Source organism: Pseudomonas sp. GW823-FHT02C05 (assembly GCF_058797595.1).
In genome coordinates this window covers 883525-906825 of the sequence record NZ_JBXAJU010000003.1, presented here as the reverse complement: position 1 = coordinate 906825, position 23301 = coordinate 883525, and the positions used below count along the sequence as shown (strand labels likewise).

21 protein-coding genes are annotated in these 23301 nt (G+C 57.7%); 3 read left to right on the top strand and 18 right to left on the bottom strand.

The annotated features are described in order from the left end of the window. Positions 1-16: 16 nt before the first annotated feature. Genes kdpB through kdpF form a run of 3 tightly spaced genes read right to left on the bottom strand, consistent with a single transcriptional unit; the run spans position 17 to position 3907 of the window. Positions 17-2101, bottom strand: coding sequence for a potassium-transporting ATPase subunit KdpB (gene kdpB / locus AC1RGE_RS20600; protein WP_011062568.1), 2085 nt, complete (start codon positions 2099-2101; stop codon positions 17-19). Between the two features lie 10 nt (positions 2102-2111). After that, complete coding sequence (kdpA, locus tag AC1RGE_RS20595; RefSeq protein WP_015636557.1) at positions 2112-3806, bottom strand: potassium-transporting ATPase subunit KdpA; 1695 nt, start codon at positions 3804-3806, stop codon at positions 2112-2114. Between the two features lie 11 nt (positions 3807-3817). Then, entirely contained in the window at positions 3818-3907 is a 90-nt protein-coding gene (gene kdpF, locus AC1RGE_RS20590; RefSeq protein WP_019092894.1) for a K(+)-transporting ATPase subunit F, read from the bottom strand. A gap of 342 nt (positions 3908-4249) precedes the next feature. On the opposite strand from kdpF, the gene eat reads away from it, so the two are divergent. Continuing rightward, positions 4250-5614, top strand: coding sequence for an ethanolamine permease (gene eat, locus AC1RGE_RS20585; protein WP_011062570.1), 1365 nt, complete (start codon positions 4250-4252; stop codon positions 5612-5614). A gap of 132 nt (positions 5615-5746) precedes the next feature. Then, positions 5747-5914, top strand: coding sequence for a DUF2897 family protein (locus AC1RGE_RS20580; RefSeq protein ID WP_011062571.1), 168 nt, complete (start codon positions 5747-5749; stop codon positions 5912-5914). Positions 5915-5958: 44 nt separating this feature from the next. Here the strand turns inward: AC1RGE_RS20580 and AC1RGE_RS20575 are convergent, their stop codons facing one another. Further along, a complete protein-coding gene (locus tag AC1RGE_RS20575) occupies positions 5959-6810 on the bottom strand; it encodes an urea carboxylase-associated family protein (RefSeq protein ID WP_011062572.1) in 852 nt (283 codons plus the stop codon). Positions 6811-6825: 15 nt separating this feature from the next. Continuing rightward, positions 6826-7479, bottom strand: a complete 654-nt coding sequence (locus AC1RGE_RS20570) for a GntR family transcriptional regulator (protein WP_492584917.1) — start codon at positions 7477-7479, stop codon at positions 6826-6828. Between the two features lie 191 nt (positions 7480-7670). Between AC1RGE_RS20570 and AC1RGE_RS20565 the strand changes: the two genes are divergently transcribed. Beyond that, positions 7671-8231 (top strand): TetR/AcrR family transcriptional regulator, encoded by a 561-nt coding sequence (locus AC1RGE_RS20565; protein ID WP_072442838.1) that lies wholly within the window; start codon positions 7671-7673, stop codon positions 8229-8231. A 25-nt stretch (positions 8232-8256) separates the two neighbouring features. On the opposite strand, the gene AC1RGE_RS20560 is transcribed toward AC1RGE_RS20565, so the two are convergent. The 13 genes from AC1RGE_RS20560 to serC form a co-directional block, all read right to left on the bottom strand. Further along, positions 8257-9051, bottom strand: a complete 795-nt coding sequence (locus AC1RGE_RS20560; RefSeq protein WP_492584915.1) for an SDR family NAD(P)-dependent oxidoreductase — start codon at positions 9049-9051, stop codon at positions 8257-8259. A gap of 202 nt (positions 9052-9253) precedes the next feature. Beyond that, entirely contained in the window at positions 9254-9583 is a 330-nt protein-coding gene (locus AC1RGE_RS20555) for a ComEA family DNA-binding protein (protein ID WP_011062576.1), read from the bottom strand. 111 nt (positions 9584-9694) lie between these two features. Then, complete coding sequence (locus AC1RGE_RS20550; RefSeq protein ID WP_492584913.1) at positions 9695-11689, bottom strand: polysaccharide biosynthesis protein; 1995 nt, start codon at positions 11687-11689, stop codon at positions 9695-9697. Between the two features lie 92 nt (positions 11690-11781). Further along, the gene (locus AC1RGE_RS20545) at positions 11782-12801 is read right to left on the bottom strand and encodes an MraY family glycosyltransferase (protein ID WP_011062578.1); all 1020 of its coding nucleotides are present in this window, start codon (positions 12799-12801) and stop codon (positions 11782-11784) included. Between the two features lie 89 nt (positions 12802-12890). After that, on the bottom strand, positions 12891-13853 hold the full coding sequence (locus tag AC1RGE_RS20540) for a UDP-glucose 4-epimerase family protein (RefSeq protein WP_492584911.1): 963 nt from the start codon (positions 13851-13853) through the stop codon (positions 12891-12893). Between the two features lie 443 nt (positions 13854-14296). Next, the gene (gene ihfB / locus AC1RGE_RS20535) at positions 14297-14593 is read right to left on the bottom strand and encodes an integration host factor subunit beta (RefSeq protein WP_072442827.1); all 297 of its coding nucleotides are present in this window, start codon (positions 14591-14593) and stop codon (positions 14297-14299) included. A gap of 140 nt (positions 14594-14733) precedes the next feature. Next, positions 14734-15015, bottom strand: coding sequence for a hypothetical protein (locus AC1RGE_RS20530; protein ID WP_072442825.1), 282 nt, complete (start codon positions 15013-15015; stop codon positions 14734-14736). Between the two features lie 199 nt (positions 15016-15214). Then, positions 15215-16909 carry a 30S ribosomal protein S1 gene (gene rpsA / locus AC1RGE_RS20525; protein WP_007931318.1) on the bottom strand — a complete coding sequence of 565 codons (1695 nt, stop codon included), beginning with the start codon at positions 16907-16909 and terminating at the stop codon, positions 15215-15217. A gap of 121 nt (positions 16910-17030) precedes the next feature. Then, entirely contained in the window at positions 17031-17720 is a 690-nt protein-coding gene (gene cmk / locus AC1RGE_RS20520; protein WP_072442823.1) for a (d)CMP kinase, read from the bottom strand. Next, positions 17717-19924: a bifunctional prephenate dehydrogenase/3-phosphoshikimate 1-carboxyvinyltransferase gene (locus tag AC1RGE_RS20515; protein WP_053153150.1), complete on the bottom strand. Its 2208-nt coding sequence runs from the start codon at positions 19922-19924 to the stop codon at positions 17717-17719. The genes cmk and AC1RGE_RS20515 overlap by 4 nt, the downstream gene beginning before the upstream one ends. Before the next feature lie 28 nt (positions 19925-19952). After that, a complete protein-coding gene (hisC, locus tag AC1RGE_RS20510; RefSeq protein ID WP_011062582.1) occupies positions 19953-21065 on the bottom strand; it encodes a histidinol-phosphate transaminase in 1113 nt (370 codons plus the stop codon). A 10-nt stretch (positions 21066-21075) separates the two neighbouring features. Beyond that, complete coding sequence (gene pheA, locus AC1RGE_RS20505; RefSeq protein ID WP_011062583.1) at positions 21076-22170, bottom strand: prephenate dehydratase; 1095 nt, start codon at positions 22168-22170, stop codon at positions 21076-21078. Then, entirely contained in the window at positions 22170-23255 is a 1086-nt protein-coding gene (gene serC, locus AC1RGE_RS20500; protein ID WP_492584909.1) for a 3-phosphoserine/phosphohydroxythreonine transaminase, read from the bottom strand. The genes pheA and serC overlap by 1 nt, the downstream gene beginning before the upstream one ends. Between the last annotated feature and the right edge of the window lie 46 nt (positions 23256-23301).

Sequence of the window (23301 nt, the reverse complement as noted above, 5' to 3'; positions counted from 1 at the left end):
CAGATCTGCAGGCCGGTTACACCAGGTGCAGCGCGGTCAACAGCATGTCGATCAGCTTGATCCCGACAAAGGGCACGACAATGCCACCCACGCCGTAGATCAACAGGTTGCGCCGCAGCAGGTGCGCGGCACTGGCCGCCTGTACCCGCACCCCACGCAATGCCAGGGGGATCAGCACCACGATGATCAGGGCGTTGAACACGATGGCCGAAAGGATTGCGCTCTGCGGGCTGGCCAGCCCCATGATGTTGAGCACCCCCAGCTGTGGATAAATCGCCGCGAACAGCGCCGGCAGGATGGCGAAGTACTTGGCCACGTCGTTGGCGATGGAGAAGGTGGTCAGGGCACCCCGGGTCACCAGCAGCTCCTTGCCGATCTGCACCACATCCAGCAGTTTGGTCGGGTCGCTGTCCAGGTCGACCATGTTGGCCGCCTCGCGCGCCGCCTGGGTGCCGTCGTTCATGGCCATGCCGACATCGGCCTGGGCCAATGCCGGTGCGTCGTTGGCGCCGTCACCGCACATGGCCACCAGACGCCCGTCGTTTTGCTCGTGGCGAATGCGCGCCAGCTTCTTCTCCGGCGTGGCCTCGGCCAGCACATCGTCGACTCCGGCTTCGGCGGCAATGGCCGCAGCGGTCAGCGGGTTGTCGCCGGTCACCATCACGGTACGGATACCCAGCTTGCGCAACTCGGCGAAACGCTCGCGAATGCCGGGCTTGACCACGTCCTTGAGGTGAATGGCGCCGAGCATCCGGCCCTCGGCACAGACCAGCAGCGGAGTGCCGCCGCTCTGGGCGATCTTGTCGATCTCCCGGGACAGGGCCGGTGCCAGCTCGCTGCGTTTGAGGCCGACGAAACTCAACACCGAATCCACTGCACCCTTGCGATAGACCCGGCCCTGGTAATCGACCCCGGACAGTCGGGTTTCAGCGCTGAAAGGCACTGCCGTCAGCAGATCGCTGCCCGGCTCGGGCTGTGGATAAAGCTCCCGCAGGTACTCGACGATGGACTTGCCTTCAGCGGTGTCGTCCGCCAGGGAGGCCATCAAGGCCGCTTCGGCCAGTACCTGGGCACTGACGCCCGGCGCCGGGTAGATGGCGCTGCAACGGCGGTTACCGAAAGTGATGGTGCCGGTCTTGTCCAGCAGCAACACGTGCACGTCACCCGCCGCCTCCACCGCGCGCCCGGACTTGGCGATCACGTTCAAGCGCACCAGGCGGTCCATCCCGGCGATCCCGATGGCCGAGAGCAGGCCGCCGATGGTGGTGGGGATCAGGGTCACCAGCAGCGCCACCAGGAACACCAGCGGCAGGCTGCCATTGGCAAAGTGGGCGAAGGGCTGCAGGGTCACCACCACCAGCAGGAAGATCAGGGTCAGGCCGATCAGCAGGATATCCAGGGCCACTTCGTTCGGTGTCTTCTGCCGCTTGGCACCTTCCACCAGAGCGATCATGCGGTCCAGGGTCGACTCGCCGGGGTTGCTGGTAATGCGCACCAGCAGCCAGTCGGAGACCAGCCGGGTATTGCCGGTCACCGCCGAACGGTCACCGCCGGATTCCCGGATCACCGGAGCCGATTCACCGGTGATTGCCGCTTCGTTGACCGCGGCGATACCTTCGATCACCTCGCCATCGCCGGGAATCATTTCGCCGGCTTCGACCCGCACCACGTCGCCTTTGCGCAGATTGACCGCCGGCACCAGCTGATAGCTGCCGTCGCCGGCCCGGCGGCGGGCGCTCAAGCCCTCGCTACCGGCCTTGAGGCTGTCGGCGCGAGCCTTGCCGCGGCCTTCCGCCAGGGCCTCGGCGAAGTTGGCAAAGAGCACCGTGAACCACAGCCAGAGAGCAATCTGGGCGGCGACGAAGGTCGGCACTGCGGTGTCCGGAATGAAACACAGCACGGTGGTCAGGATCGCTGTCAGTTCCACCACCAGCATCACTGGCGAGCGCTGCAACTGGCGCGGGTCAAGCTTGACGAAAGCCTGGATCAGCGCCGGGCGCCACAGGGCCGAGATTGCGGTACTCGCCACTTCGGCCTTGGCCGGCTGGCTCTTGGCGAGCGCATCGGCGGCTTTGTTCGAGGCAGGAACATGCATATTCATCATCAGGTCCTCAGAAGCCCATGCTCAGGTGTTCGGCGATTGGGCCCAGCGCCAGGGTCGGCAGGAAGGTCAGGCCGCCCACCAGCAAGATGGTCACGGTCAGCAAGGCCACGAACAGCGGGCCATGGGTGGGAAAACTGTTCTGGCCGATGGGTGCGGTCTTCTTCATCGCCAGGCTGCCGGCCAGGGCCAGCACCGGCAGGATGTAGCCGAAGCGACCGATCAGCATGCCCAGGCCCAGCATCAGGTTATGGAACGGGGTATTGGCGCTGAAGCCACCGAACGCCGAGCCGTTGTTGGCGCTGGCCGAGGTGTAGGCGTAGAGCAGTTGACTGAAGCCATGGGGCCCCGGGTTGCTGATGGCTGCTGCCGGCCCCGGCAAGCTGGCGGCCAGGGCGCCCAGCACCAGGACGCCGATGGGCATCACCATCAGGGTCACTACCAGCAACTGCACCTCCTTGGCCTGTAGCTTCTTGCCCAGGTATTCCGGGGTGCGACCGATCATCAGCCCGGCCAGGAACACTGCGATCAACACGTTCAGCAACATGCCGTAGAGGCCCGCGCCGACGCCGCCGAAGATCACTTCGCCGACCATCATGTTGATCAGCGCCACCATACCGCTCAGCGGGTTGAGGCTGTCGTGCATGCCATTCACCGAACCGTTGGAGGCCGCAGTGGTGGTCACCGACCAGAGCACCGTGGCAGTGGTGCCGAAGCGGGCTTCCTTGCCTTCCAGGGGCGCAGCCTGCTCTACCGCTGCGTTCTGCAACGCCGGGTTGGGTTGATACTCCGCCCACAGCGAGGTAGCACCGCCGATCAGGAACAAGGCGAACATGCAGGCGATGATCGCCCGGCTCTGACGCAGGTCCTTGACGTAATGGCCGAAGGTGAACACCAGGGCCACCGGAATCAGGATGATCGATACCAGTTCGAACAAATTGCTCCAGGCCGTGGGGTTCTCGAACGGGTGCGCCGAGTTGACGCCGAAGAAACCGCCACCGTTGGTGCCCAACTGTTTGATGGCAATCTGACTGGCGGCCGGGCCCAGCGGAATGACCTGGTCATTGCCCTGCAGGGTCAGGGCATCCACGTAATGGGCAAAGGTCTGGGGTACGCCCTGCCAGACCAGGAACAGCGCCAGCAGCAGGCACAGCGGCAGCAGGCCGTAGAGGGTGGCGCGGGTCATATCGACCCAGAAGTTGCCCAGGGTGCGCACCGAACGCCGGCCAATGCCGCGGCACAAGGCAACCAGCACCGCCAGCCCGGTGGCAGCGCTGACGAAGTTCTGCACGGTAAGGCCGACCATCTGGCTGAGGTAGCTCAGGGAGGCTTCGCCGCTGTAGGACTGCCAGTTGGTATTGGTCATGAAACTGACTGCGGTGTTGAACGCCAGCGTCCATTCCTGCCCCGGAAGATGCTGCGGATTGAGCGGCAGGTGATCCTGAAACAGCAAGATGGCAAACAGCAGGACAAACCCGGCCAGGTTGAAGGCCAGCAGAGCCAGGGTGTATTTCTGCCAGCTCTGCTCAACCTGTGGATCGACCCCGGAGATTCGATAGCAGACACGCTCCACCGGGCCCAGGACCGGGGTCAGCCAGGTGCGCTGGCCCTCCATCACCCGGTAGTAGAAGCGCCCCAGCCAAGGTGCGGGCAACAGCACCAGAGCGAAGAAGGCGAGGATCAGCCAATAGTCATAACTGTGCATAACCGCAGCTCCTAGTTCCGATCCGCGCGCAGCAGCGCAACCAATAGATAAATGAACAGGCCCACTGCCAGCAGCAGCGACACCGCGTCCAGAATGTTCATGGAATGTCTCCGTGGTACGGCGATTGCCGCGAATGCAGGCATTGTCCGCAGGGTGCCTGTAAAGGAACGAGATCGACGGGGCGGGCAGCGCATAAAGAAAGCGTAAAGACTGGCGTCATCCAGCCTTTACGAGGGGCGATGAAGCGCATCGCTCGCCTCTGGAGCGCGGCTGCCCCGATGCGAGGCATCAAGCCCCCATGCACTGAAGGTCATTAGTGCTAAAAATCGGCGAAACATCCTCGATACGACAGCTTTTCGTGCTTTACGACGGTGTTCCAGGAACTGGCATGGGCACTGCACAGAACAGCCGCGAGCACGTCCTAATCGTTCAGGGAGCAACCGATGAACACACAACTCAAGCCCACCTTGGGCACGCTGCATTTATGGGGCATCGCAGTCGGACTGGTGATTTCCGGGGAGTACTTCGGCTGGAGCTATGGCTGGGGCGTGGCAGGAACCCTGGGGTTTCTCGTGACCTCGCTGATGGTGGCGACCATGTATACCTGCTTTATATTCAGTTTCACCGAGCTGACCACGGCGATTCCCCACGCCGGCGGCCCGTTTGCCTACAGCCGTCGCGCCTTTGGTGAAAAAGGCGGCTTGATCGCGGGGCTGGCCACCCTGATCGAATTCGTCTTCGCCCCTCCCGCCATCGCCCTGGCCATCGGCGCTTACCTGAACGTGCAATTCCCGGCCCTGGATCCGAAACATGCCGCGGTTGGCGCCTACATCGTATTCATGGGCCTGAACATTCTCGGGGTGAAACTGGCAGCCACCTTTGAACTGGTGGTCTGCGTGCTGGCGGTGGCCGAACTCCTGGTGTTCATGGGCGTGGTGGCCCCGGCCTTCAGCTTCAGCAACTTCGCCCTCAACGGCTGGGCAGGCGCGGACGCCTTCGGCGCCCCGGCAATTGCCGGGATGTTCGCCGCCATTCCCTTTGCCATCTGGTTCTTCCTGGCCATCGAAGGCGCGGCCATGGCTGCCGAAGAAGCCAAGGACCCCAAGCGCACCATTCCCAAAGCCTATATCAGCGGCATCCTGACCCTGGTGCTGCTGGCCATGGGGGTGATGTTCTTCGCCGGCGGCGTGGGGGACTGGCGCAGCTTGTCGAACATCAACGACCCGCTGCCCCAGGCGATGAAGACCGTTGTGGGTGACAGTTCCGGCTGGCTGCACATGCTGGTATGGATCGGCCTGTTCGGCCTGGTGGCAAGTTTCCACGGGATCATTCTCGGCTACTCGCGCCAGTTCTTCGCCCTGGCCCGGGCCGGTTACCTGCCTGCCTCCCTGGCCAGGCTGTCGCGCTTTCAGACGCCACATCGGGCGATCATCGCCGGCGGCCTGATCGGCATCGCCGCCATCTACAGCGATGGCCTGATCAACCTTGGCGGCATGACCCTCACTGCCGCCATGATCACCATGGCGGTGTTCGGTGCCATCGTGATGTACATCATGAGCATGCTCAGCCTGTTCAAACTGCGCAGGGCGGAACCGAATCTGCCACGCAGCTTCCGCGCCCCGGGCTACCCGCTGGTGCCGGCCATCGCCCTGGCACTCGCCGCGGTCTGCCTGGTGGCCATGGCCTGGTTCAATGCCCTGATCGGCCTGATATTTCTGGTGTTCATGGCCCTGGGCTTCATCTACTTCCTGCTGACCGGGCAACTGCGGGCCGACGCACCGGTGGACGCCATGCTCACCGGCCGTTGAACCGCGCTCTGCTCGCACCCGGCGGATCAGGCATACAATGGAACCACTGCGAAGCGCTTTAACTCAAAGCGTTATAGGCAGGCCCGAAGGCGAACCTTCGCCTGCGGGCTACTGCCCATTAAGGAGAGCCCTATGCCCTGGTATGCCTGGTTGATTCTGGTGGTTGCTATCGGTTCTATCGTTGGCGGCTTGATGATGCTGCGCGACACCGCCAACAAGGTCGAGCTGACCGATGAGCAACGCAAGCGCGTGGCCGAGCGCAACGCACAAATGGATGCCAAGGAAGCGCAGGATCGTTAAGCCTAGAGCCCCTTCACCCTAACGTGCAGGGGCTGCCTGGAAGCTCAGCGCTCCCATTCGGCCTTGGCAATGTGCAACCCGTGCTGGCCCTTATAGGCTGCACGTTGCGGCTGGCTCCAGCCTTCGAGCAGCGACTCGTCCAGACGATAGATTTCCACTCCCAGTGGACGGCACACGCTTAACGGGTCCTGGGCTTCAGGCCCCCACATCGGCAAGGACAGATCTCCGCCCGGACAGGTCGACAATGCACAGAGCAGGTCGATTTCGGCGAAGAACTCCAGATAATCCCCCTTCTGCGCCGGGCAGGCCTTCATGAAGTACATGTCGTCATGGTTCAGGCCCGTGCACTGGAAGATGTTCAACACATCATGCACATCGAACTCGGTCAGGCCATGAGGCAGCACTGCCCGCGTCAGGTTGGAATGGCAGTGATGGTGAAAGTCCTCGCCGGTAAGCATGCGATTCACATAGGGGTCGCAACGGGTACCCAGTAGATCGTGCAGGCGGCCACCATGCTCGTCGATGCCGTAATGGGCCAGGCTGTCATCGGTGATGGTCACCAGCGGCCGCAGAAAAGGCAGGTTCGACCAGAGCCGGTCGTGGGTACTGACATGCGCCCCCTGCAACTGCCGGGTGCGCGCGGCCCAGAGGCGCTCACGCGGATCGTTGGCATTCCATACGTTGAAGTCGCCCACCTGCGGCCCTACCGGGGTGGTCACCCGAAATACGTGCCCGGCGGGCACCTTCCAGGCGCGTCCGGTACGGATCGGAACCTCGAACTGCTCGATCAGATGGCGTTGGCCCTGATTGTGCCGAATGCGTTCGTAAAACGCCTTGTCCACCTGTAGCGCCGAACCTTTGCTGACCTGATAAGCCGCTGGATAGTCTTTGTACATGGGTATCGCCCTCATTCAGTGACACAGGGATTGGTTGAGCATGTCCAACAGCAGGCGCTCCGAGTCGTCCAGGTACAACTCCATGGCCTCGATGGCGGCCGCCTTGTCACCCTCCAGAAGCCATTCATGGATCTGTCGGTCACGGACCAGCCAGGGCGCCTGAAACCGCGCCTCATCCGGCGCCGTACAAAACACCAGGCGCAACTGCGCCACCACGTTGGTGAAGAACTCATCGAATAGTGGCGAGCCCAGCAACCCCACCACATGCTGGTGAAAACGCAGGCCATGGGTTCCCACGGCGCGCCAGTCCTCGCGCTCCCGGGCAAGCTCCGCCGCTTCGATGGCATCGAGCATGCGATCGGACTGGTACTCGCGTAGCGGGCGAGCATTGGCGATGGCCTGCAACTCCAGGGTACGGCGCACTCGGAACAGATCCCGCACGTCATCAGCACCAAGGCGACGGACCACCACGCCTTTGTGCCGCACGTACCAGGTCAGCCCTTCCTGCCCCAGGCGGTGCAGGGCTTCACGGATGGTATTGCGTGAGGCGTTATAGGCACTGACCAGCTCGCTTTCCACCAGCGCCATTCCGGGTAATAAACGACCACCGATGATGTCAGCCCGCAGTTCCACAGTAATGTGGTCCGCCAGGGATAGTCCGTCGCTCATGGGGCACCTCACGATTGTTCAACAACTCATGAACAGCAGGTAATCACTTATCGTGCCAACTTCAATCACCCCTTATGCCCTCACGAAAAGCTGTCGGGAAGCTGTCAACGCTGACAATCCCTGCCTAGAAGTAGGGGCATGATCTGAGAATCCTTGGTTAAAATGGTCTTCTAGTTGCGGAGGTTTCTCAAATGCGTTACTCGCCAGACCATAAAGCCCAGACTCATCAACGCATTATCAAGGAAGCTTCAGAACGTTTTCGGCGTGACGGGATAGGTGCAACAGGTCTACAGCCCCTGATGAAAGCCCTGGGGTTGACCCATGGCGGCTTCTATTCCCACTTCAAGTCCAAGGATGAACTGGTAGAAGAAGCCCTGCGCGCCGCCGCCCAAGAGCTGGACGCCCATTGCGCTGCACTGTTCGCACAAGAGCATCCACTGCCAGCCTTTATCGATAACTACCTCTGCGAGTGGCACCAGAAGTCCCCTCATCAAGGCTGCCCGCTACCGACCATGAGCTCGGAACTCGGCCAGCGCGGACAACCCAGTGCGACTACAGATGAGGTGCTCAACACCAGGCTGGAACAACTAGAATCGGTGCTGGAAGGCGAACAGAAAGCCGAGCGAAGCCTGATGCTCATGTCCACCTTGGTCGGTGCACTCATGCTTTCTCGTAGCGTGGAAAACCCGGAGTTGGGAACTCGGATACTGGAGGTGGTTCGCGAGGGCCTGAAGGAACAGGAGCGGCGCTGAAGCGATCCGCTCCAACCTACTCTTCTCATTTATAGCGAGCGGCCGCACTGCTCCTGGACAGATTGGGGCCAAGAGCCAAGCGCGCCGCCACCAAAGCCTGCCAATCCGCAGGATCGGGTAGCGAAGGCAATGTAATCAACTCACCCTGATCCAAGCCGCTCAATGCCGCATCGACCATCTCCTGTACCTCCATCACCATTTCCGCCGGAATGGCCTTGGCATCGAGCCCTGAACGCTCCCAGATTTCGGTACGAGTGACACCCGGCAAGACAGCCTGTACACGAACCCCGCTGCCCTTCAACTCAGCCTGCAGCGACTGAGTCAAACTGAGTACATATGCCTTGGTTGCACTATAAGTCGCGTTGAAACGCTCAGGAATCAAGGCCACCACCGAGGCAATATTGATAATCGCCCCACGCCCAGTCGCAGAGAAACTCGTTGCAGCCACCCCGGCCAGCCGGGTCAGTGCCACTACATTGAGCTGAATCATGTGCTCCATCTGATCCAGGTCGGCGCCAGCCAAAGCCCCGTTGGCAGCTACTCCCGCATTGTTCAGCAGCAAGCTGATACGGGAGTCGTCGCGCAAACGTCGCTCGACATTCAGTAAGTCCTTCTTGAGCGTCAAATCCGCCTTCAACACCTCCACTTGCACGTTATATTTATCGCTCAACGCATTGGCTGCCACCTTCAAACGTCCCTCATCCCGAGCAACCAGCAACAAATCAAAACCTCGCGCCGCCAGTCGCTCGGCATAAACCGCTCCAATACCGGATGAGGCCCCAGTGACCAATGCTGTACCTTGGGATTGAATCGAACTCATAGCTGGACTCCTGACAATGCATGAAAGTAATGAGCGCCTTCGGCCAGAAGCATTTGGCGCCCGAAAAATATTATTACCATAATATTTTCGAGTCATCATGAAAATGATCAATCCAGGCAATAGAGATTCACTGTCAGCTACCCCACCCATGAAATGCAAAAGGCCGGTCAGAGACCGGCCTTCAAACGTTATGCGGAAGAACTCAATTGACTTCGAGCTTATCCAGATTTCGTTCCAGAATTGCCCTGCCAATCCCCTTGACCTCCAGCAACTCGTCCACCGAAGCAAAGGGCCCATTTTCTTCCCGATAAGCGACAATCGCCTTGGCCTTGGCAGCCCCCACCCCAAAAAGCTCGCGTTGCAGCACAGCCTCATCCGCCGTATTGAGGTTGACCTTGCTCGCTTGAATCGGCGCCTGCTCCGCCACTTGCGCAGAACCGGGCTGGGTCTTAGGACCCGGCGCTGCTTGAGTGACAAGTGCAAAGCTGGCGAGAAAAGCAAAGATCAATGAGGTGAAAAAAGAGTTACGCATAGTGACGCTCCATGACATCGAGTAAGGAAAGCAGCTTTCCAAAGCTGCCTTCCAAACCTAGGTTGATGCCACGAGCAAATCAAAAGCCAGAGAGTTACTGCTTATGTAGATTCAAGGTTTGAGACGACGCTGCTGATAGACCCAGTCGACGATTTCACCATCCGGTGTGTAGCCACTTACGGTCTCGCGAAGCAACTGGCGAACTCTTGCATAGTCGTCCAACTCAAGTGCTGCAAGGAGTTCAGCGAGCTTCAGCTTGAGTGTTTCCCACGGTAGATGATCCTCGTTGGCACTCATGATCATCGGGTGCTGAGTAGCGGCGACGTTGTCTCCAATCAGCAACTCTTCGTAAAGCTTTTCACCAGGCCGCAAGCCAGTAAATTCAATCGCGATATCACCATGAGGATTTTTCTCCGAGCGAACACTCAGCCCAGAAAGATGAATCATTTTTTCTGCCAGCTCGACAATTCTGACTGGCTCGCCCATATCCAATACAAATACGTCCCCGCCCTGCCCCATCGAACCTGCCTGAATGACCAATTGGGCAGCCTCTGGGATGGTCATGAAATAACGTGTGATCTTTGGATGCGTGACCGTCAACGGGCCACCAGACTTGATCTGCTTATGGAATAGCGGAATAACCGAACCTGAAGAGCCCAGTACATTCCCGAAGCGGACCATGGTGAAACGAGTTTTATTAACCCGTGACACATTTGACAAATCATCGAATAGAACCGGGGCCAGCTCCTTGCTCAACGCCTGCAACGTAAGCTCCGCCAGTCGTTTGGTGCTACCCATGACATTGGTTGGGCGAACCGCCTTATCCGTAGAAATCAATACAAAGTTGGCTACACCACATTGCAGTGCGGCCTGCGCGGTATTGAGCGTCCCCATGACATTATTAAGTACACCTTCAGCGATATTATGCTCTACCATCGGAACATGCTTATATGCAGCAGCGTGATAAACCGTATCGACGCTCCAGGTTTTCATGACTGACAGCAACTTTTCGTAGTTGCGTACCGAACCAAGAATTGGCAATAGTTTTACAAGCCGAGACTCTCTCGATACACGCTGCTCAAGTTCGGACAAGATACTGTAAAGATTGAACTCACTGTGATCGAGCAATATTAGCGTGCTAGGGCCCTGGAGCAGAATCTGCCGACAAAGCTCAGAACCGATAGACCCTCCAGCACCTGTCACCAGAACTGTCTGCCCCTTGATACAGTGCGCCAACAGGTCAACTTGAGCCGGGACCGCGTCACGCCCAAGCAGGTCAGCTATGTCCACCTCTTGAATGTCATCGACTTTCACTCGGCCACTGGCCAGATCCATGAAACCGGGAACACTTCGTACATGTAAGGGGAATCCTTCCAAATACCCCAGAATTTCTCTTCGACGGCTACGACTGGATGAGGGAACGGCCAGGAGAATCTCTTCTGCCCCCGTGTCATCAATCATTTGCTGCAAATGCTTGGGTTTATACACCTGCAGCCCGGCGATCATCCGATCAGCAATACTGCCGTCATCATCGATAAAGGCCACAGGACGCATCAACCGCCCCAATCGCAACGCCGCCACCAGTTGATTGCCTGCCGCTCCAGCACCGTAGATAGCCACCTTAGGCAAACCATCATCACGATTGGTAAAGGGTACATGCTGGGCGGTGGTGAACCAGTCACCAAGAAAGTACTGACGCATCGCCAGCCTAAGTCCGCCAATCATCACCATACTCAACCACCAATAGTTGAATACGATTGAGCGCGGCACCACGGTCTGGTGATTGCTATACACATAGACCACCAGCGCGAGAGTCAAAGCCGACAGGGTTACGGCCTTGACGATAGCAATAAGAGCATCGTTACCGAAGTAACGCATGACGGCGCGATACATCCCGAACCGAATGAACAGAGGAATGGCAACTATAGGAGCGCTGGCGAATAGCCAGAAATGCACAATGAAAGGATTGTTCAGATCGTCAAAACCCAACCTGACGACAAATGCCATCCATAGAGCGACCCACACCAGCAAAATGTCGGTGACCACCTGCAGCACCCTCTTCTGCCGCCGCGGGAGCCTCAACAGAAGTGTTCGTATCTTATCCATAATTCCTTTTTCGAACCTCGGCCTTCAGCCTCGATCTATGTTGCATACTGATGGAAAGCGCCCTATTTGGCAGTCCCGAATACTAGACAGTATCAGTCTGTTTTCTCCAACTCACCCGCCCGAAACCTGAAAGCAAGAAAAACCAGCGGCGCGTAAGCCAGTACTAGACCAATAATACCATCCAACCCGAACAGCCCCACGCCTATGGCGATTGGCAGAAGCCAGAGTGTATTGATAGCCAAGACCGCCAAGGTCACTGGTAGATGCCGACCAAACTGGCGGGAGGCGAACTGATAAGCATGACTACGATGAGCTTCATAGACCTTGTCTCCGCGAACTAACCGCCGAGTCAGAGTAAAGGTCGCATCAACAATGAAGACGCCAAGAAGAATCAACCATACCCAAAGAAAGCGCGAGGATGCCCAGGCTGCCTGTACGGAAAGAATCCCCAGAACAAGCCCAAGAAAACCGCTGCCAGCGTCCCCCATGAAAATACGTGCAGGAGGGAAGTTCCAGTAAAGAAAACCCAGCACTGCCATCGACAATAACAGTGGCAGCCAAATCAATGATGGAGCATCAGCAAACCAGTAAATTAAGCAGGCACCAAGACATGTACTCACTGCCTGAACACTGGCAATCCCATCAATACCATCCATGAAGTTGTATAGATTGAGCATCCAGACCAGATAAAAAACTGCGCAGATATGTCCCAACCATGAAAGATTGAGATCCATGCCAAGTACATTAATCGCAGGCAATCCACCTAGCCAGGTCAGAGCCCAGATCGCCGCGATAAAATGCGCGAGCAGTCTCCAACGCGCTGCTATATGCCCATGATCATCTAAAAAACCAACTACAGCTATCAATGCACCTGCTCCCCATAAAGCCCCTATGGAAAGCAGAGGAACATCTACCAGCACGCTCAGCAGAGGCGCAGCAGCCAGAAAGCTCAGGACAATTGCAACGCCCCCCCCTCTGGGGGTAGGCACGGTATGAGAGCTGCGACTATTGGGAACGTCCATCAAGCTGCGAGCTAGAGCATAGCGTCGCAACACCCAAGTTAGCAGAAGCGACACACTGGCCACCACTAACATAAATAACCAAATCACCATGTAACTTTAATCCTTAAAGCGCATGTAAAATCGATAATCATTAGAATCACACCCTTCAAACCAAAAAGCCTCTTAAAATGCGTTAAAACTCAAGCACAACTATCAATAAAGTATTTCGCTGTAGCATCAAGTGCTTTATCTACACTCAGAGGAGGAGCCCACCCCAACAGCTCACGATTCTTTGATATATCCACCTGAAGAGACCCGCACAGCCGTTGGGAAATGGACTTTTTAGCCAACAATGCAGCACTAAAACTCAAGATCCCACTAGGTATGGCCAGCAGACGAGCAGGTTTACCCAATGCGCCACCCATTCTTTTCAGCAGTTCGGTTGTCGAAAGGTCTTCACCATCACTAACTAAAAACACCTGATTGGCAGCTAACGGATGATCAATACACGTAACAATCAGATCCACCAAATTATCTAATGCTACCAAACTTCGGCGGTTATCTATTGCCCCAAAAGGTAAAGGAATTCCCTTATACAACCAACGCATCATATTAAAAAAGTTAGCTTTAACGCCAGGGCCGTATACAAGAACTGGGCGAATAATTACAACTTCCATTCCCGTTTGAGAGGCAATGATAGTCAAGCCCTTTTCCGCTTCCATTTTGGAAATACCGTATGGATCTGTAGGGGCAGGCTCATCATCAGCAGTATAAGGAACATTGAGTGGTGTCCCCTCACCGTTAACCTTGATGGAACTGATAAAAACGAATCGACCTACACCACGCTGGGCAGCCTGGCGAGCCAAATTTAGCGTCCCTTCCACATTGACCTTCCGGAAGGCCTCGAGTGGATCGAGTGAGGACTCATGCATTACATGGACACGGGCAGCCGCATGCACTACGACATTGCAATCGAGCAATATCGAACTCCAGTCCGTCAGACCATCAATCTGTTCTACCTGAGTAACAGACGTGGTAGCCACTAAAGCCGGAATGGGCTTTCGCACCACAACAGTTAACTTATGGGGCGAATTTTTAGATAAACACTCATGAACAGCGCCACCTACAAAACCGGATGCTCCCGTCAAAAGGATCCTGGCCATTATCTACCGTACCTTCTAAAACTGGCGCCACAGAGTAGTATCTGAAACACTCGAAAATTACATTATGCGCCGCCAACAACCTGCCGAGCCATACTATCCATCAAAAAAACATCCTACCCTGAATACAATGCGATGCAGAATACCGCAGACACAGCTCAAGATAGTCGCGCAAGCAGCAGAACTGCCATCGCAAAGCATCATCCGAAATCAAAAAATACTCATAGCCCACTTCGGCTGAAAGAAAAACAATCAACCCTGCGGGATTTTAAGACGGTAGAAACAAGGAAATCGCTAGGAGAAACCCAGGACCAGTACTCTAAATAGCTTAAAAGCAACCCCACTCAAGCCAAAGACCTATTCGATCAACGAAAAGCATTCCGCCTTACTCTGCGAATGAAAAGCATACTAAAAGCGACTTCATCTAGAGTGTTTTTATCTTAGGCTTACAGGCCGTCCCCCTCCTCTTCGTTAACTCGATCACGAAGCTCCTTACCCGGCTTAAAGTGGGGAACGAACTTTCCATCCAAGCTGACTGACTGACCTGTTTTTGGGTTACGACCTACCCGAGGTGCGCGATAGTGAAGCGAAAAGCTACCAAAGCCTCGGATCTCAATTCGATCGCCAGTGGCTAGGCATTGAGACATCTGTTCAAGCATCGTCTTTATCGCCAACTCGACATCCTTGGATGAGAGCAGCCCTTGATGGGTGACAATTCGTTCGATCAACTCCGACTTCGTCATATTTTTCCCTTCTTTTTCAAGCAGCTAGGTCAGTGCTTCAAAGGTTTTAGCATGCTCTGAGGGTTTTGAACAGCCCATCTGCGACGCCAATACAAACTCCTTTCTTGTAGAAGATGCAGTGACAAAAACGCAAAGCCGCCCTATCGACACATGACCAGCATCGTTCGGGTCAGATAACCCGCCGGATTCCAACCGAAGGGATAATCCCCCTCCTCATCCTTGGCATCACTGGACTTGGTAATGACCTTGTAGCCATTGGCCTTACACTCACGCGCAGCACGCTTGTAGCATTTGTCCCAATCCGACCCCAGCCCCGAACAGTCGATCTCTATACCACTGAGCCCGCGTACCGCATGGGTCTTTACATTGGTCGTACACCCAGCCAAAAGAAGAATCAAAACCACGACACCCAACCTGCTCATGCTCTTCCTTAAGGCAGCTTATGCTGCTTGAATAATGCACCCATTGGGTAAGCCTAGACCCTGACACGGCAGCCAACCCACCTAAGAAAGAGACAACTCATTGCACAGATTGGTTTCCCCAGCACCCTGCTCCCACCCTCTCGAATTTCAGGCATAAAAAAGGGCGACCGAAGTCGCCCTTTTTATGGTCTGACAGAACTTAGTTCTGCTTTTCCATTTGTGCACGCAGCAGGTCACCCAGAGTGGTAGGACCAGCAGCGATATCCGAAGCAGCTGGCTTGTCGCGCAGGCTCTGGATAGCTTCTTTCTCGTCTTCAACGTCTTTCGACTTGATCGAGAGCTGGATTACACGGCTCTTACGGTCAACGCTGATGATCTTGGCTTCAACTTCTTCGCCTTCTTTCAGAACGTTACGCGCATCTTCGATGCGGTCACGGCTGATTTCGGAGGCTTTCAGAGTAGCTTCGATATCGTTAGCCAGGGTGATGATGGCGCCTTTGGCGTCAACTTCTTTTACAACACCCTTAACGATTGCGCCTTTGTCGTTCTCTTGGACGTACTCGGAGAACGGATCGCTTTCCAGTTGCTTGATACCCAGGGAGATACGCTCGCGCTCTGGGTCAACCGACAGGATAACGGTGTCCAGCTCGTCGCCCTTCTTGAAACGGCGTACGGCTTCTTCGCCCACTTCGTTCCAGGAGATGTCGGACAGGTGAACCAGACCGTCGATGCCGCCGTCCAGACCAATGAAGATACCGAAATCGGTGATCGACTTGATGGTGCCGGAGATCTTATCGCCCTTGTTGAACTGGCCAGAGAAGTCTTCCCATGGGTTCGACTTGCACTGCTTGATGCCGAGGGAGATACGACGACGCTCTTCGTCGATGTCCAGAACCATAACTTCCACTTCGTCGCCGACTTGTACGACTTTCGAAGGGTGGATGTTCTTGTTGGTCCAGTCCATTTCCGAAACGTGTACCAGGCCTTCCACGCCTTCTTCCAGCTCAGCGAAGCAGCCGTAGTCGGTCAGGTTGGTTACACGAGCGGTAACGCGGGTGCTTTCTGGGTAACGAGCCTTGATAGCAACCCATGGATCTTCGCCCAGTTGCTTCAGGCCCAGGGAAACACGATTGCGCTCGCGATCGTACTTCAGAACCTTGACATCGATCTCGTCGCCAACGTTGACGATTTCGGAAGGATGCTTGATACGCTTCCAAGCCATGTCGGTGATGTGCAGCAGGCCATCGACGCCACCCAGATCGACGAATGCGCCGTAATCGGTGAGGTTCTTGACGATACCTTTGACTTGCTGACCTTCCTGCAGGGATTCCAGCAGAGCTTCACGCTCAGCGGAGTTCTCGGCTTCGAGGACGCTGCGGCGGGAAACGACAACGTTGTTGCGCTTCTGGTCGAGTTTGATGACTTTAAACTCGAGCTCTTTGCCTTCCAGGTGCGTGGTGTCGCGCACTGGACGGACGTCAACCAGAGAACCTGGCAGGAACGCACGGATGCCGTTAACGTCGACAGTGAAGCCGCCTTTAACCTTACCGTTGATAACGCCCTTGACCACTTCTTCGGCTGCGAAGGCTGCTTCCAGAACGATCCAGCATTCAGCGCGCTTGGCTTTTTCACGGGAGAGCTTGGTTTCACCAAAGCCGTCTTCAACCGAATCCAGAGCAACGTGAACTTCATCACCAACATTGATGGACAGTTCGCCAGCATCGTTGTAGAACTGCTCAAGCGGGATCAGCGCTTCAGACTTCAGACCAGCGTGAACGGTTACCCAACGCGCTTGGTAGTCGATGTCGACGATAACACCGGTGATGATGGAGCCTGCCTGAAGGTTCAGGGTTTTTAGGCTTTCTTCAAAGAGTTCCGCAAAGCTTTCGCTCATTTTAATTCCTGTTGATAAGGGCGAAGAATCCGCCCATCTGCCACATCCCAGACGATGTGGGTTACGTTCATATAAAAGAACGATCGCAGGACTATGACTGGTCCCCTGCAACCCTTCTTGTTCACCCGGTGATATCGCGAATGGCGATTTCACTCAAGATGCGTTGCAACACCTGATCGATGGACAACTCCGTGGAATCCAGCTGTATGGCGTCAGCCGCCGGCTTGAGCGGGGCCACCGCTCGCTGGGTATCGCGCTCATCACGCGTACGGATCTCATCTAGCAGACTCGACAGACTAACACCATCGACCTTTCCCTTCAACTGCAAGTAACGGCGACGAGCACGCTCCTCGGCACTGGCAGTCAGGAAAATCTTCAACGGAGCGTCGGGAAACACCACGGTTCCCATGTCGCGGCCATCGGCAACCAACCCCGGCGGCTCCTGAAAGGCACGCTGACGCTGCAGCAGGGCGTCTCGCACAGCAGGCAACGCCGCAACCTGAGAAGCCCAGGCCCCGACCTGCTCGTTGCGTAGATCATCCGTCACGTCATCACCCTCAAGAATGATCCGCTGCGGATGGTTCTCAGTAGCCCCGAGAAACTGCACATCCAAGTGAGCCGCCAACAATTTCAGCGACTCTTCATTGGTCAGATCGACGCCATGATTGCGCGCAGCGAACGCCAGCAGCCGGTACAGCGCTCCGGAGTCCAGCAGACACCAGCCCAGATGCTTGGCCAGCTTGCCAGCAATGGTGCCCTTACCCGAACCACTCGGCCCATCGATGGTGATCACCGGCGCCTTGATATTCACGACTGAGCCTCTTGCGTGACACGGATCCCCACCTGCGCGCACAGCGCAAGGAAGTTCGGGAACGAGGTCGCGACGTTGGCGCAGTCATGAATGCGGATCGGCGCGTTGGCGCGCAGCGAGGCGACACTGAAAGCCATGGCGATACGGTGGTCACCATGCCCATGAACCTCCCCGCCGCCGATCTGGCCACCCTCAATGATGATGCCGTCCGGGGTCGGTTCGCACTTGACCCCCAGGGTCAGCAGGCCATCAGCCATCACCTGGATACGGTCAGACTCCTTGACCCGCAGCTCTTCAGCGCCACGCAGCACCGTGCGCCCTTCGGCGCAAGCGGCCGCGACGAACAACACAGGGAACTCATCGATTGCCAGCGGTACCAACTCTTCGGGAATCTCGATCCCCTTGAGCTTGGCGGCGCGCACATGCAGATCGGCAACCGGCTCGCCACCCACTTCGCGCTGGTTTTCCAGACGAATGTCAGCGCCCATCAACCGCAGGATATCGATCACACCTGTACGGGTCGGGTTGATCCCCACGTGCTCCAGCACCAGTTCGGAACCTTCGGCAATGGATGCAGCCACCAGGAAGAACGCCGCGGAAGAAATGTCCGCAGGCACCTCAATATGGGTTGCCTTGAGCTTGCCGCCGGATTCGACCGAAGCCGTGGCGCCGTCGACACTCACCGAGTAGCCGAAGCCACGCAGCATGCGCTCGGTATGGTCACGGGTCGGAGCCGGCTCGGTGACCGTGGTTTTTCCTTCGGCATATAAACCTGCCAACAACAGGCAGGACTTAACCTGCGCACTGGCCATCGGCAAGGTATAGGTCAGCCCCTTGAGCTTGTGACCGCCACGAATCACCATCGGCGGGCGACCCTCGGCAGCCGTCTCAATGACCGCGCCCATTTCCCGCAGCGGGTTCGCCACACGATTCATCGGACGCTTGGACAGGGACGGATCGCCAGTCAACGTGCTGTCAAAGCTTTGTGCAGCCAGCAAGCCCGACAGCAGGCGCATCGAGGTACCGGAGTTCCCCAGGTAGATCGGCCCTGGAGCCGGCTTCAAGCCGTGCAAGCCAACACCATGAATGGTCACACGACCATGATGCGGCCCTTCGATGACCACGCCCATGTCGCGGAAAGCCTGCAAGGTCGCCAGAGCATCTTCGCCCTCGAGGAAACCTTCCACTTCAGTGGTGCCCTCAGCCAGCGAGCCAAGCATGATCGAGCGGTGAGAAATCGACTTGTCACCCGGTACACGAATCCGCCCAGACAGGCGGCCACCAGGATTTGCCAGGAAAATCAGATCGTTGGAGTTCATAGCGTCCACATAGGCCCGGCGGGCCAGGATTTTACCGAAATGCTCGCGGGCAACCCGGGCGCGAGTGAATACGCCCAACAATTGATGCCCGTCCCCTGCATCGACCGCGTCACGCAGAGCGTCGAGGTCGTTGCGAAATGTATCGAGTGTGCGCAGTACCGCCTCGCGATTGGCAAGGAAGATGTCGTGCCACATGACCGGGTCGCTGCCGGCGATTCTCGTGAAATCGCGGAACCCGCCCGCAGCGTAACGGAAGATATCGAGATTTTCACTGCGCTTGGCCAGGGAATCGACCAGACCGAACGCCAGCAGGTGCGGCAAATGGCTGGTCGCCGCCAGGACTTCATCGTGACGCTCGACCTGCATGTGCTCGACATCCGCCCCCAGCTCACGCCAAAGCCTGTCGACCAGGTCCAGCGCCGCGGCATCAGTCTGCTCCAGAGGCGTCAGGATCACCTTGTGTCGACGAAACAGCTGCGCGTTGGAGGCTTCCACACCACTCTGCTCGGAGCCCGCAATGGGGTGCCCCGGGACAAAGCGTGCAGGCATGCCGCCGAAAGCTTCTTGTGCAGCGCGCACCACATTGCCTTTGGCGCTGCCGACGTCGGTCAGCACCGCCTGGCCCAGATCCATGCCGGCAAGCAGAGCCAGCAGCTTTTCCATGGCCAGGATCGGCACCGCCAGTTGAATCACATCGGCGCCCTGGCAAGCCAGGACCAGATCCTCTTCACAGCGATCCACCACCCCCAGTTCGACCGCCAACTGGCGGGACTGCGGATCCAGATCGACACCGACTACCTCACGACACAGGCCACTTTCACGCAAACCCTTGGCAAAGGAACCGCCAATCAACCCCAGGCCGATCACCACCAGGCGACCGATCATAGGCACAGCAGATTGCATTGGAATGACATCAAGCACGGGCCAGAACCTTGGCCAAGGCCTCAAGGAAACGAGTATTTTCCGCCGGCAGGCCGATGGTGATGCGCAAATGATTTGGCATGCCGTAGTTGGCCACCGGACGCACGATCACCCCCTCGCGCAACAACTCCTGGAAGATCGGAGCAGCCTCACGCCCCAGGTCCACGGCAATGAAATTGCCCTTGGAAGGAATCCATCTCAGGCCCAGATCACGGAACCCCGCCTCCAACTGCTGCATGCCGGCCTCGTTCAGACGACGACTCTCGGCCAGGTAGTCCACATCCTCAAGTGCGGCGCAAGCCGCAGCCAAGGCCAGGCTGTTGACATTGAAAGGCTGGCGCACACGGTTCAGCACATCCGCCACCACCGGGGTCGACAGCCCATAACCGACCCGCAGGGCTGCCAGGCCATAAGCCTTGGAGAAGGTTCGCGAAACCAGCAGGTTCGGGTAGGCCGCCAGGAAGTCCAGGCCATCCGGCAGGTCACTGCCTTCGGCGTACTCGATATAGGCCTCGTCCAGCACCACCAGCACGTGGGCCGGTACATCCTGCAAAAACTCGTCCAGTTCCTCGGCACCGAACCAGGTACCGGTCGGGTTGTTCGGGTTGGCGATGAACACCACGCGGGTCCGATCATCGATCGCCTTGAGCATGGCTGGCAGGTCATGCCCCCAGTTCTTGGCCGGAACCACGCGAGCCTGGGCTCCGACAGCCTGGGTAACGATGGGGTAGACGGCAAATGCGTGCTCGCTGAACACCGCATTCAAGCCAGGCGCCAGGTAGGCACGAGCCACCAGCTCCAGAATGTCGTTGGAACCGTTGCCCAGGGTCACCTGGTCGATTTCCACGCCGCAGCGCTCGGCCAGCAGGGACTTGAGGGCAAAACCATTGCCATCCGGATAACGGGTCAGCTCGGCAAGCTCGTCACGAATCGCCGCCAGGGCCTTGGGGCTGGCGCCCAGCGGGTTTTCATTGCTCGCCAGCTTGACGATGGTGGCCGGATCGATGTCCAGCTCACGGGCCAGTTCGTCCACGGGCTTGCCCGGAACGTAAGGCGAAAGTTGTTGCACGCCTGGTTGTGCCAGTGCGAGGAAGTCGCCACTCATTGTTAAAGCCTCAGAGAACCGCTTTCGGGTAGGAACCCAGCACCTTGAGTGCTACTGCTTCCTGACTGATCTTTTCCAGCACACCCTTGACCAACGGATCACGGTGGTGGCCGACGAAGTCGATGAAGAACACATAGGTCCATTTGCCACTGCGCGAAGGTCGGGTCTCGATTCGCGTCAGGTCGATGCCATTGTCGTGGAATGGCACCAACAGCTCGTGCAAGGCACCGGGCTTGTTACTCATGGACACGATGATCGAGGTCTTGTCGTCGCCGGTCGGCGGTACTTCCTGATTACCGATCATCAAAAAGCGCGTGGAGTTGTCCGGACGATCCTCGATTTTCTCTGCCAGGCGCGTCAGGCCATACAGGCCTGCCGCCATGTCGCCGGCGATCGCCGCCGAATTCCACTCGCCCTTGACCCGCTTGGCCGCCTCGGCGTTGCTGGACACCGCCACGCGCTCGACATTCGGGTAATGGGCGTCCAGCCACTTGCGGCACTGGGCCAGGGACTGGGCATGGGAATAAATGCGACTGATGCTGTCGGTCTTGGTGTTCTCACCCACCAGCAGATGATGGTGAATGCGCAGTTCGACTTCACCGCAGATCACCATGTCGTGCTCGAGGAAGCTGTCGAGAGTGTGGTTCACCGCACCCTCGGTGGAGTTTTCCACCGGCACCACGCCGAAGTTCACGGCGCCGGCCGCCACTTCACGGAACACCTCATCGATCGCTGCCATCGGCTTGCTGATCACCGCATGACCGAAGTGCTTCATGGCCGCGGCTTGGGTGAAGGTACCTTCAGGACCGAGGTAGGCCACTTTCAATGGCTGCTCCAGGGCCAGGCACGAAGACATGATTTCGCGGAACAAACGCGCCATCTCTTCATTGCCCAGCGGCCCCTGGTTGCGCTCCATCACCCGCTTGAGCACCTGGGCTTCACGCTCGGGACGATAGAACACCGGCACTTCGCCTTCGGCGAGGGAGCCCATCTTGACCCGCGCCACTTCCTGGGCACAGCGCGCGCGCTCACTGATCAGCTCCAGGACCTTCTCGTCCAAGGCGTCAATACGCAGGCGCAGAGCCTTGAGTTCTTGCTCAGACATCAGCCGTGTTCCTTCTCGAACTCCGCCATGTAGGCCACCAGCGCATTGACTGCGTTGATGTCCACGGCGTTGTAGATGGAAGCGCGCATGCCACCCACCGAGCGGTGGCCCTTGAGGTTCAACAGGCCGCGAGCCTCGGCGCCCACCAGGAACGGTTTGTCCAGGCGATCGTCGGCCAGACGGAACGGTACGTTCATCCAGGAGCGGTCGGTCTTGTTGATCGGGTTGCTGTACAGGCCGCTGGCGTCGATGAAATCGTACAGGGTGCGCTGCTTGGCCTCATTGAGCTTGGCGATGGCTTCAACCCCGCCCTGCTCCTTGAGCCATTCGAACACCAGGCCGGACAAATACCAGGCCAGGGTCGGCGGCGTGTTGTACATCGAGCCGTTGTCCGCCGCGACCTTGTAGTCGAGCATGGTCGGGCACAGCGAACGGGTACGCCCCAGCAGGTCTTCGCGAATGATGTTCACCAGGATGCCGCTGGGGCCGATATTCTTCTGCGCGCCAGCGTAGATCATGCCGAAACGGGAGATATCCACAGGGCGCGAGAGGATGTCGGACGACATGTCGGCCACCAGGGGAACGTCGCCGGTTTCCGGGATCCAGTTGAATTCCAGGCCGCCAATGGTTTCGTTCGGCGCGTAGTGCACGTAGGCCGCATCTGGCGACAGCTGCCATTCGTTCTGGCCGGGAATTGCGAAATAGTCGTAAGGCTTGGCAGTGGCCGCCACATTCACCTGCCCGTAGCGGGAGGCTTCTTCAATGGCTTTCTGCGACCAGATACCGGTGTCGACATAGTCGGCCTTGCCACCCTCGGGCAGCAGGTTCAGTGGGATCTGGGCAAATTGCTGGCTGGCGCCGCCTTGCAGAAACAGCACTTTATAGTTCGAGGGGATATTCAGCAGATCACGCAGATCCTGCTCGGCCTTGGTGGCAATGGAAACGAACTCATCGCTGCGATGGCTCATTTCCATGACCGACAGGCCCTTGCCATGCCAATCCAGCAATTCAGCCTGGGCACGCAACAGGACAGCTTCAGGTAGCGCAGCGGGACCTGCGCAGAAGTTATAGGCTCGTTTGCTCACATCCACTCTCGCTATGCATTCACGGTAGCGGACAGAGCAAACACTC

What these genes read in the sequence shown, in the direction of transcription:
- kdpB (WP_011062568.1), bottom strand. Translation starts at nt 2,101, where the DNA reads ATGAATATGCATGTTCCTGCCTCGAACAAAGCCGCCGATGCGCTCGCC.
- kdpA (WP_015636557.1), bottom strand. Translation starts at nt 3,806, where the DNA reads ATGCACAGTTATGACTATTGGCTGATCCTCGCCTTCTTCGCTCTGGTG.
- kdpF (WP_019092894.1), bottom strand. Translation starts at nt 3,907, where the DNA reads ATGAACATTCTGGACGCGGTGTCGCTGCTGCTGGCAGTGGGCCTGTTC.
- eat (WP_011062570.1), top strand. Translation starts at nt 4,250, where the DNA reads ATGAACACACAACTCAAGCCCACCTTGGGCACGCTGCATTTATGGGGC.
- AC1RGE_RS20580 (WP_011062571.1), top strand. Translation starts at nt 5,747, where the DNA reads ATGCCCTGGTATGCCTGGTTGATTCTGGTGGTTGCTATCGGTTCTATC.
- AC1RGE_RS20575 (WP_011062572.1), bottom strand. Translation starts at nt 6,810, where the DNA reads ATGTACAAAGACTATCCAGCGGCTTATCAGGTCAGCAAAGGTTCGGCG.
- AC1RGE_RS20570 (WP_492584917.1), bottom strand. Translation starts at nt 7,479, where the DNA reads ATGAGCGACGGACTATCCCTGGCGGACCACATTACTGTGGAACTGCGG.
- AC1RGE_RS20565 (WP_072442838.1), top strand. Translation starts at nt 7,671, where the DNA reads ATGCGTTACTCGCCAGACCATAAAGCCCAGACTCATCAACGCATTATC.
- AC1RGE_RS20560 (WP_492584915.1), bottom strand. Translation starts at nt 9,051, where the DNA reads ATGAGTTCGATTCAATCCCAAGGTACAGCATTGGTCACTGGGGCCTCA.
- AC1RGE_RS20555 (WP_011062576.1), bottom strand. Translation starts at nt 9,583, where the DNA reads ATGCGTAACTCTTTTTTCACCTCATTGATCTTTGCTTTTCTCGCCAGC.
- AC1RGE_RS20550 (WP_492584913.1), bottom strand. Translation starts at nt 11,689, where the DNA reads ATGGATAAGATACGAACACTTCTGTTGAGGCTCCCGCGGCGGCAGAAG.
- AC1RGE_RS20545 (WP_011062578.1), bottom strand. Translation starts at nt 12,801, where the DNA reads ATGGTGATTTGGTTATTTATGTTAGTGGTGGCCAGTGTGTCGCTTCTG.
- AC1RGE_RS20540 (WP_492584911.1), bottom strand. Translation starts at nt 13,853, where the DNA reads ATGGCCAGGATCCTTTTGACGGGAGCATCCGGTTTTGTAGGTGGCGCT.
- ihfB (WP_072442827.1), bottom strand. Translation starts at nt 14,593, where the DNA reads ATGACGAAGTCGGAGTTGATCGAACGAATTGTCACCCATCAAGGGCTG.
- AC1RGE_RS20530 (WP_072442825.1), bottom strand. Translation starts at nt 15,015, where the DNA reads ATGAGCAGGTTGGGTGTCGTGGTTTTGATTCTTCTTTTGGCTGGGTGT.
- rpsA (WP_007931318.1), bottom strand. Translation starts at nt 16,909, where the DNA reads ATGAGCGAAAGCTTTGCGGAACTCTTTGAAGAAAGCCTAAAAACCCTG.
- AC1RGE_RS20515 (WP_053153150.1), bottom strand. Translation starts at nt 19,924, where the DNA reads ATGATCGGTCGCCTGGTGGTGATCGGCCTGGGGTTGATTGGCGGTTCC.
- hisC (WP_011062582.1), bottom strand. Translation starts at nt 21,065, where the DNA reads ATGAGTGGCGACTTCCTCGCACTGGCACAACCAGGCGTGCAACAACTT.
- pheA (WP_011062583.1), bottom strand. Translation starts at nt 22,170, where the DNA reads ATGTCTGAGCAAGAACTCAAGGCTCTGCGCCTGCGTATTGACGCCTTG.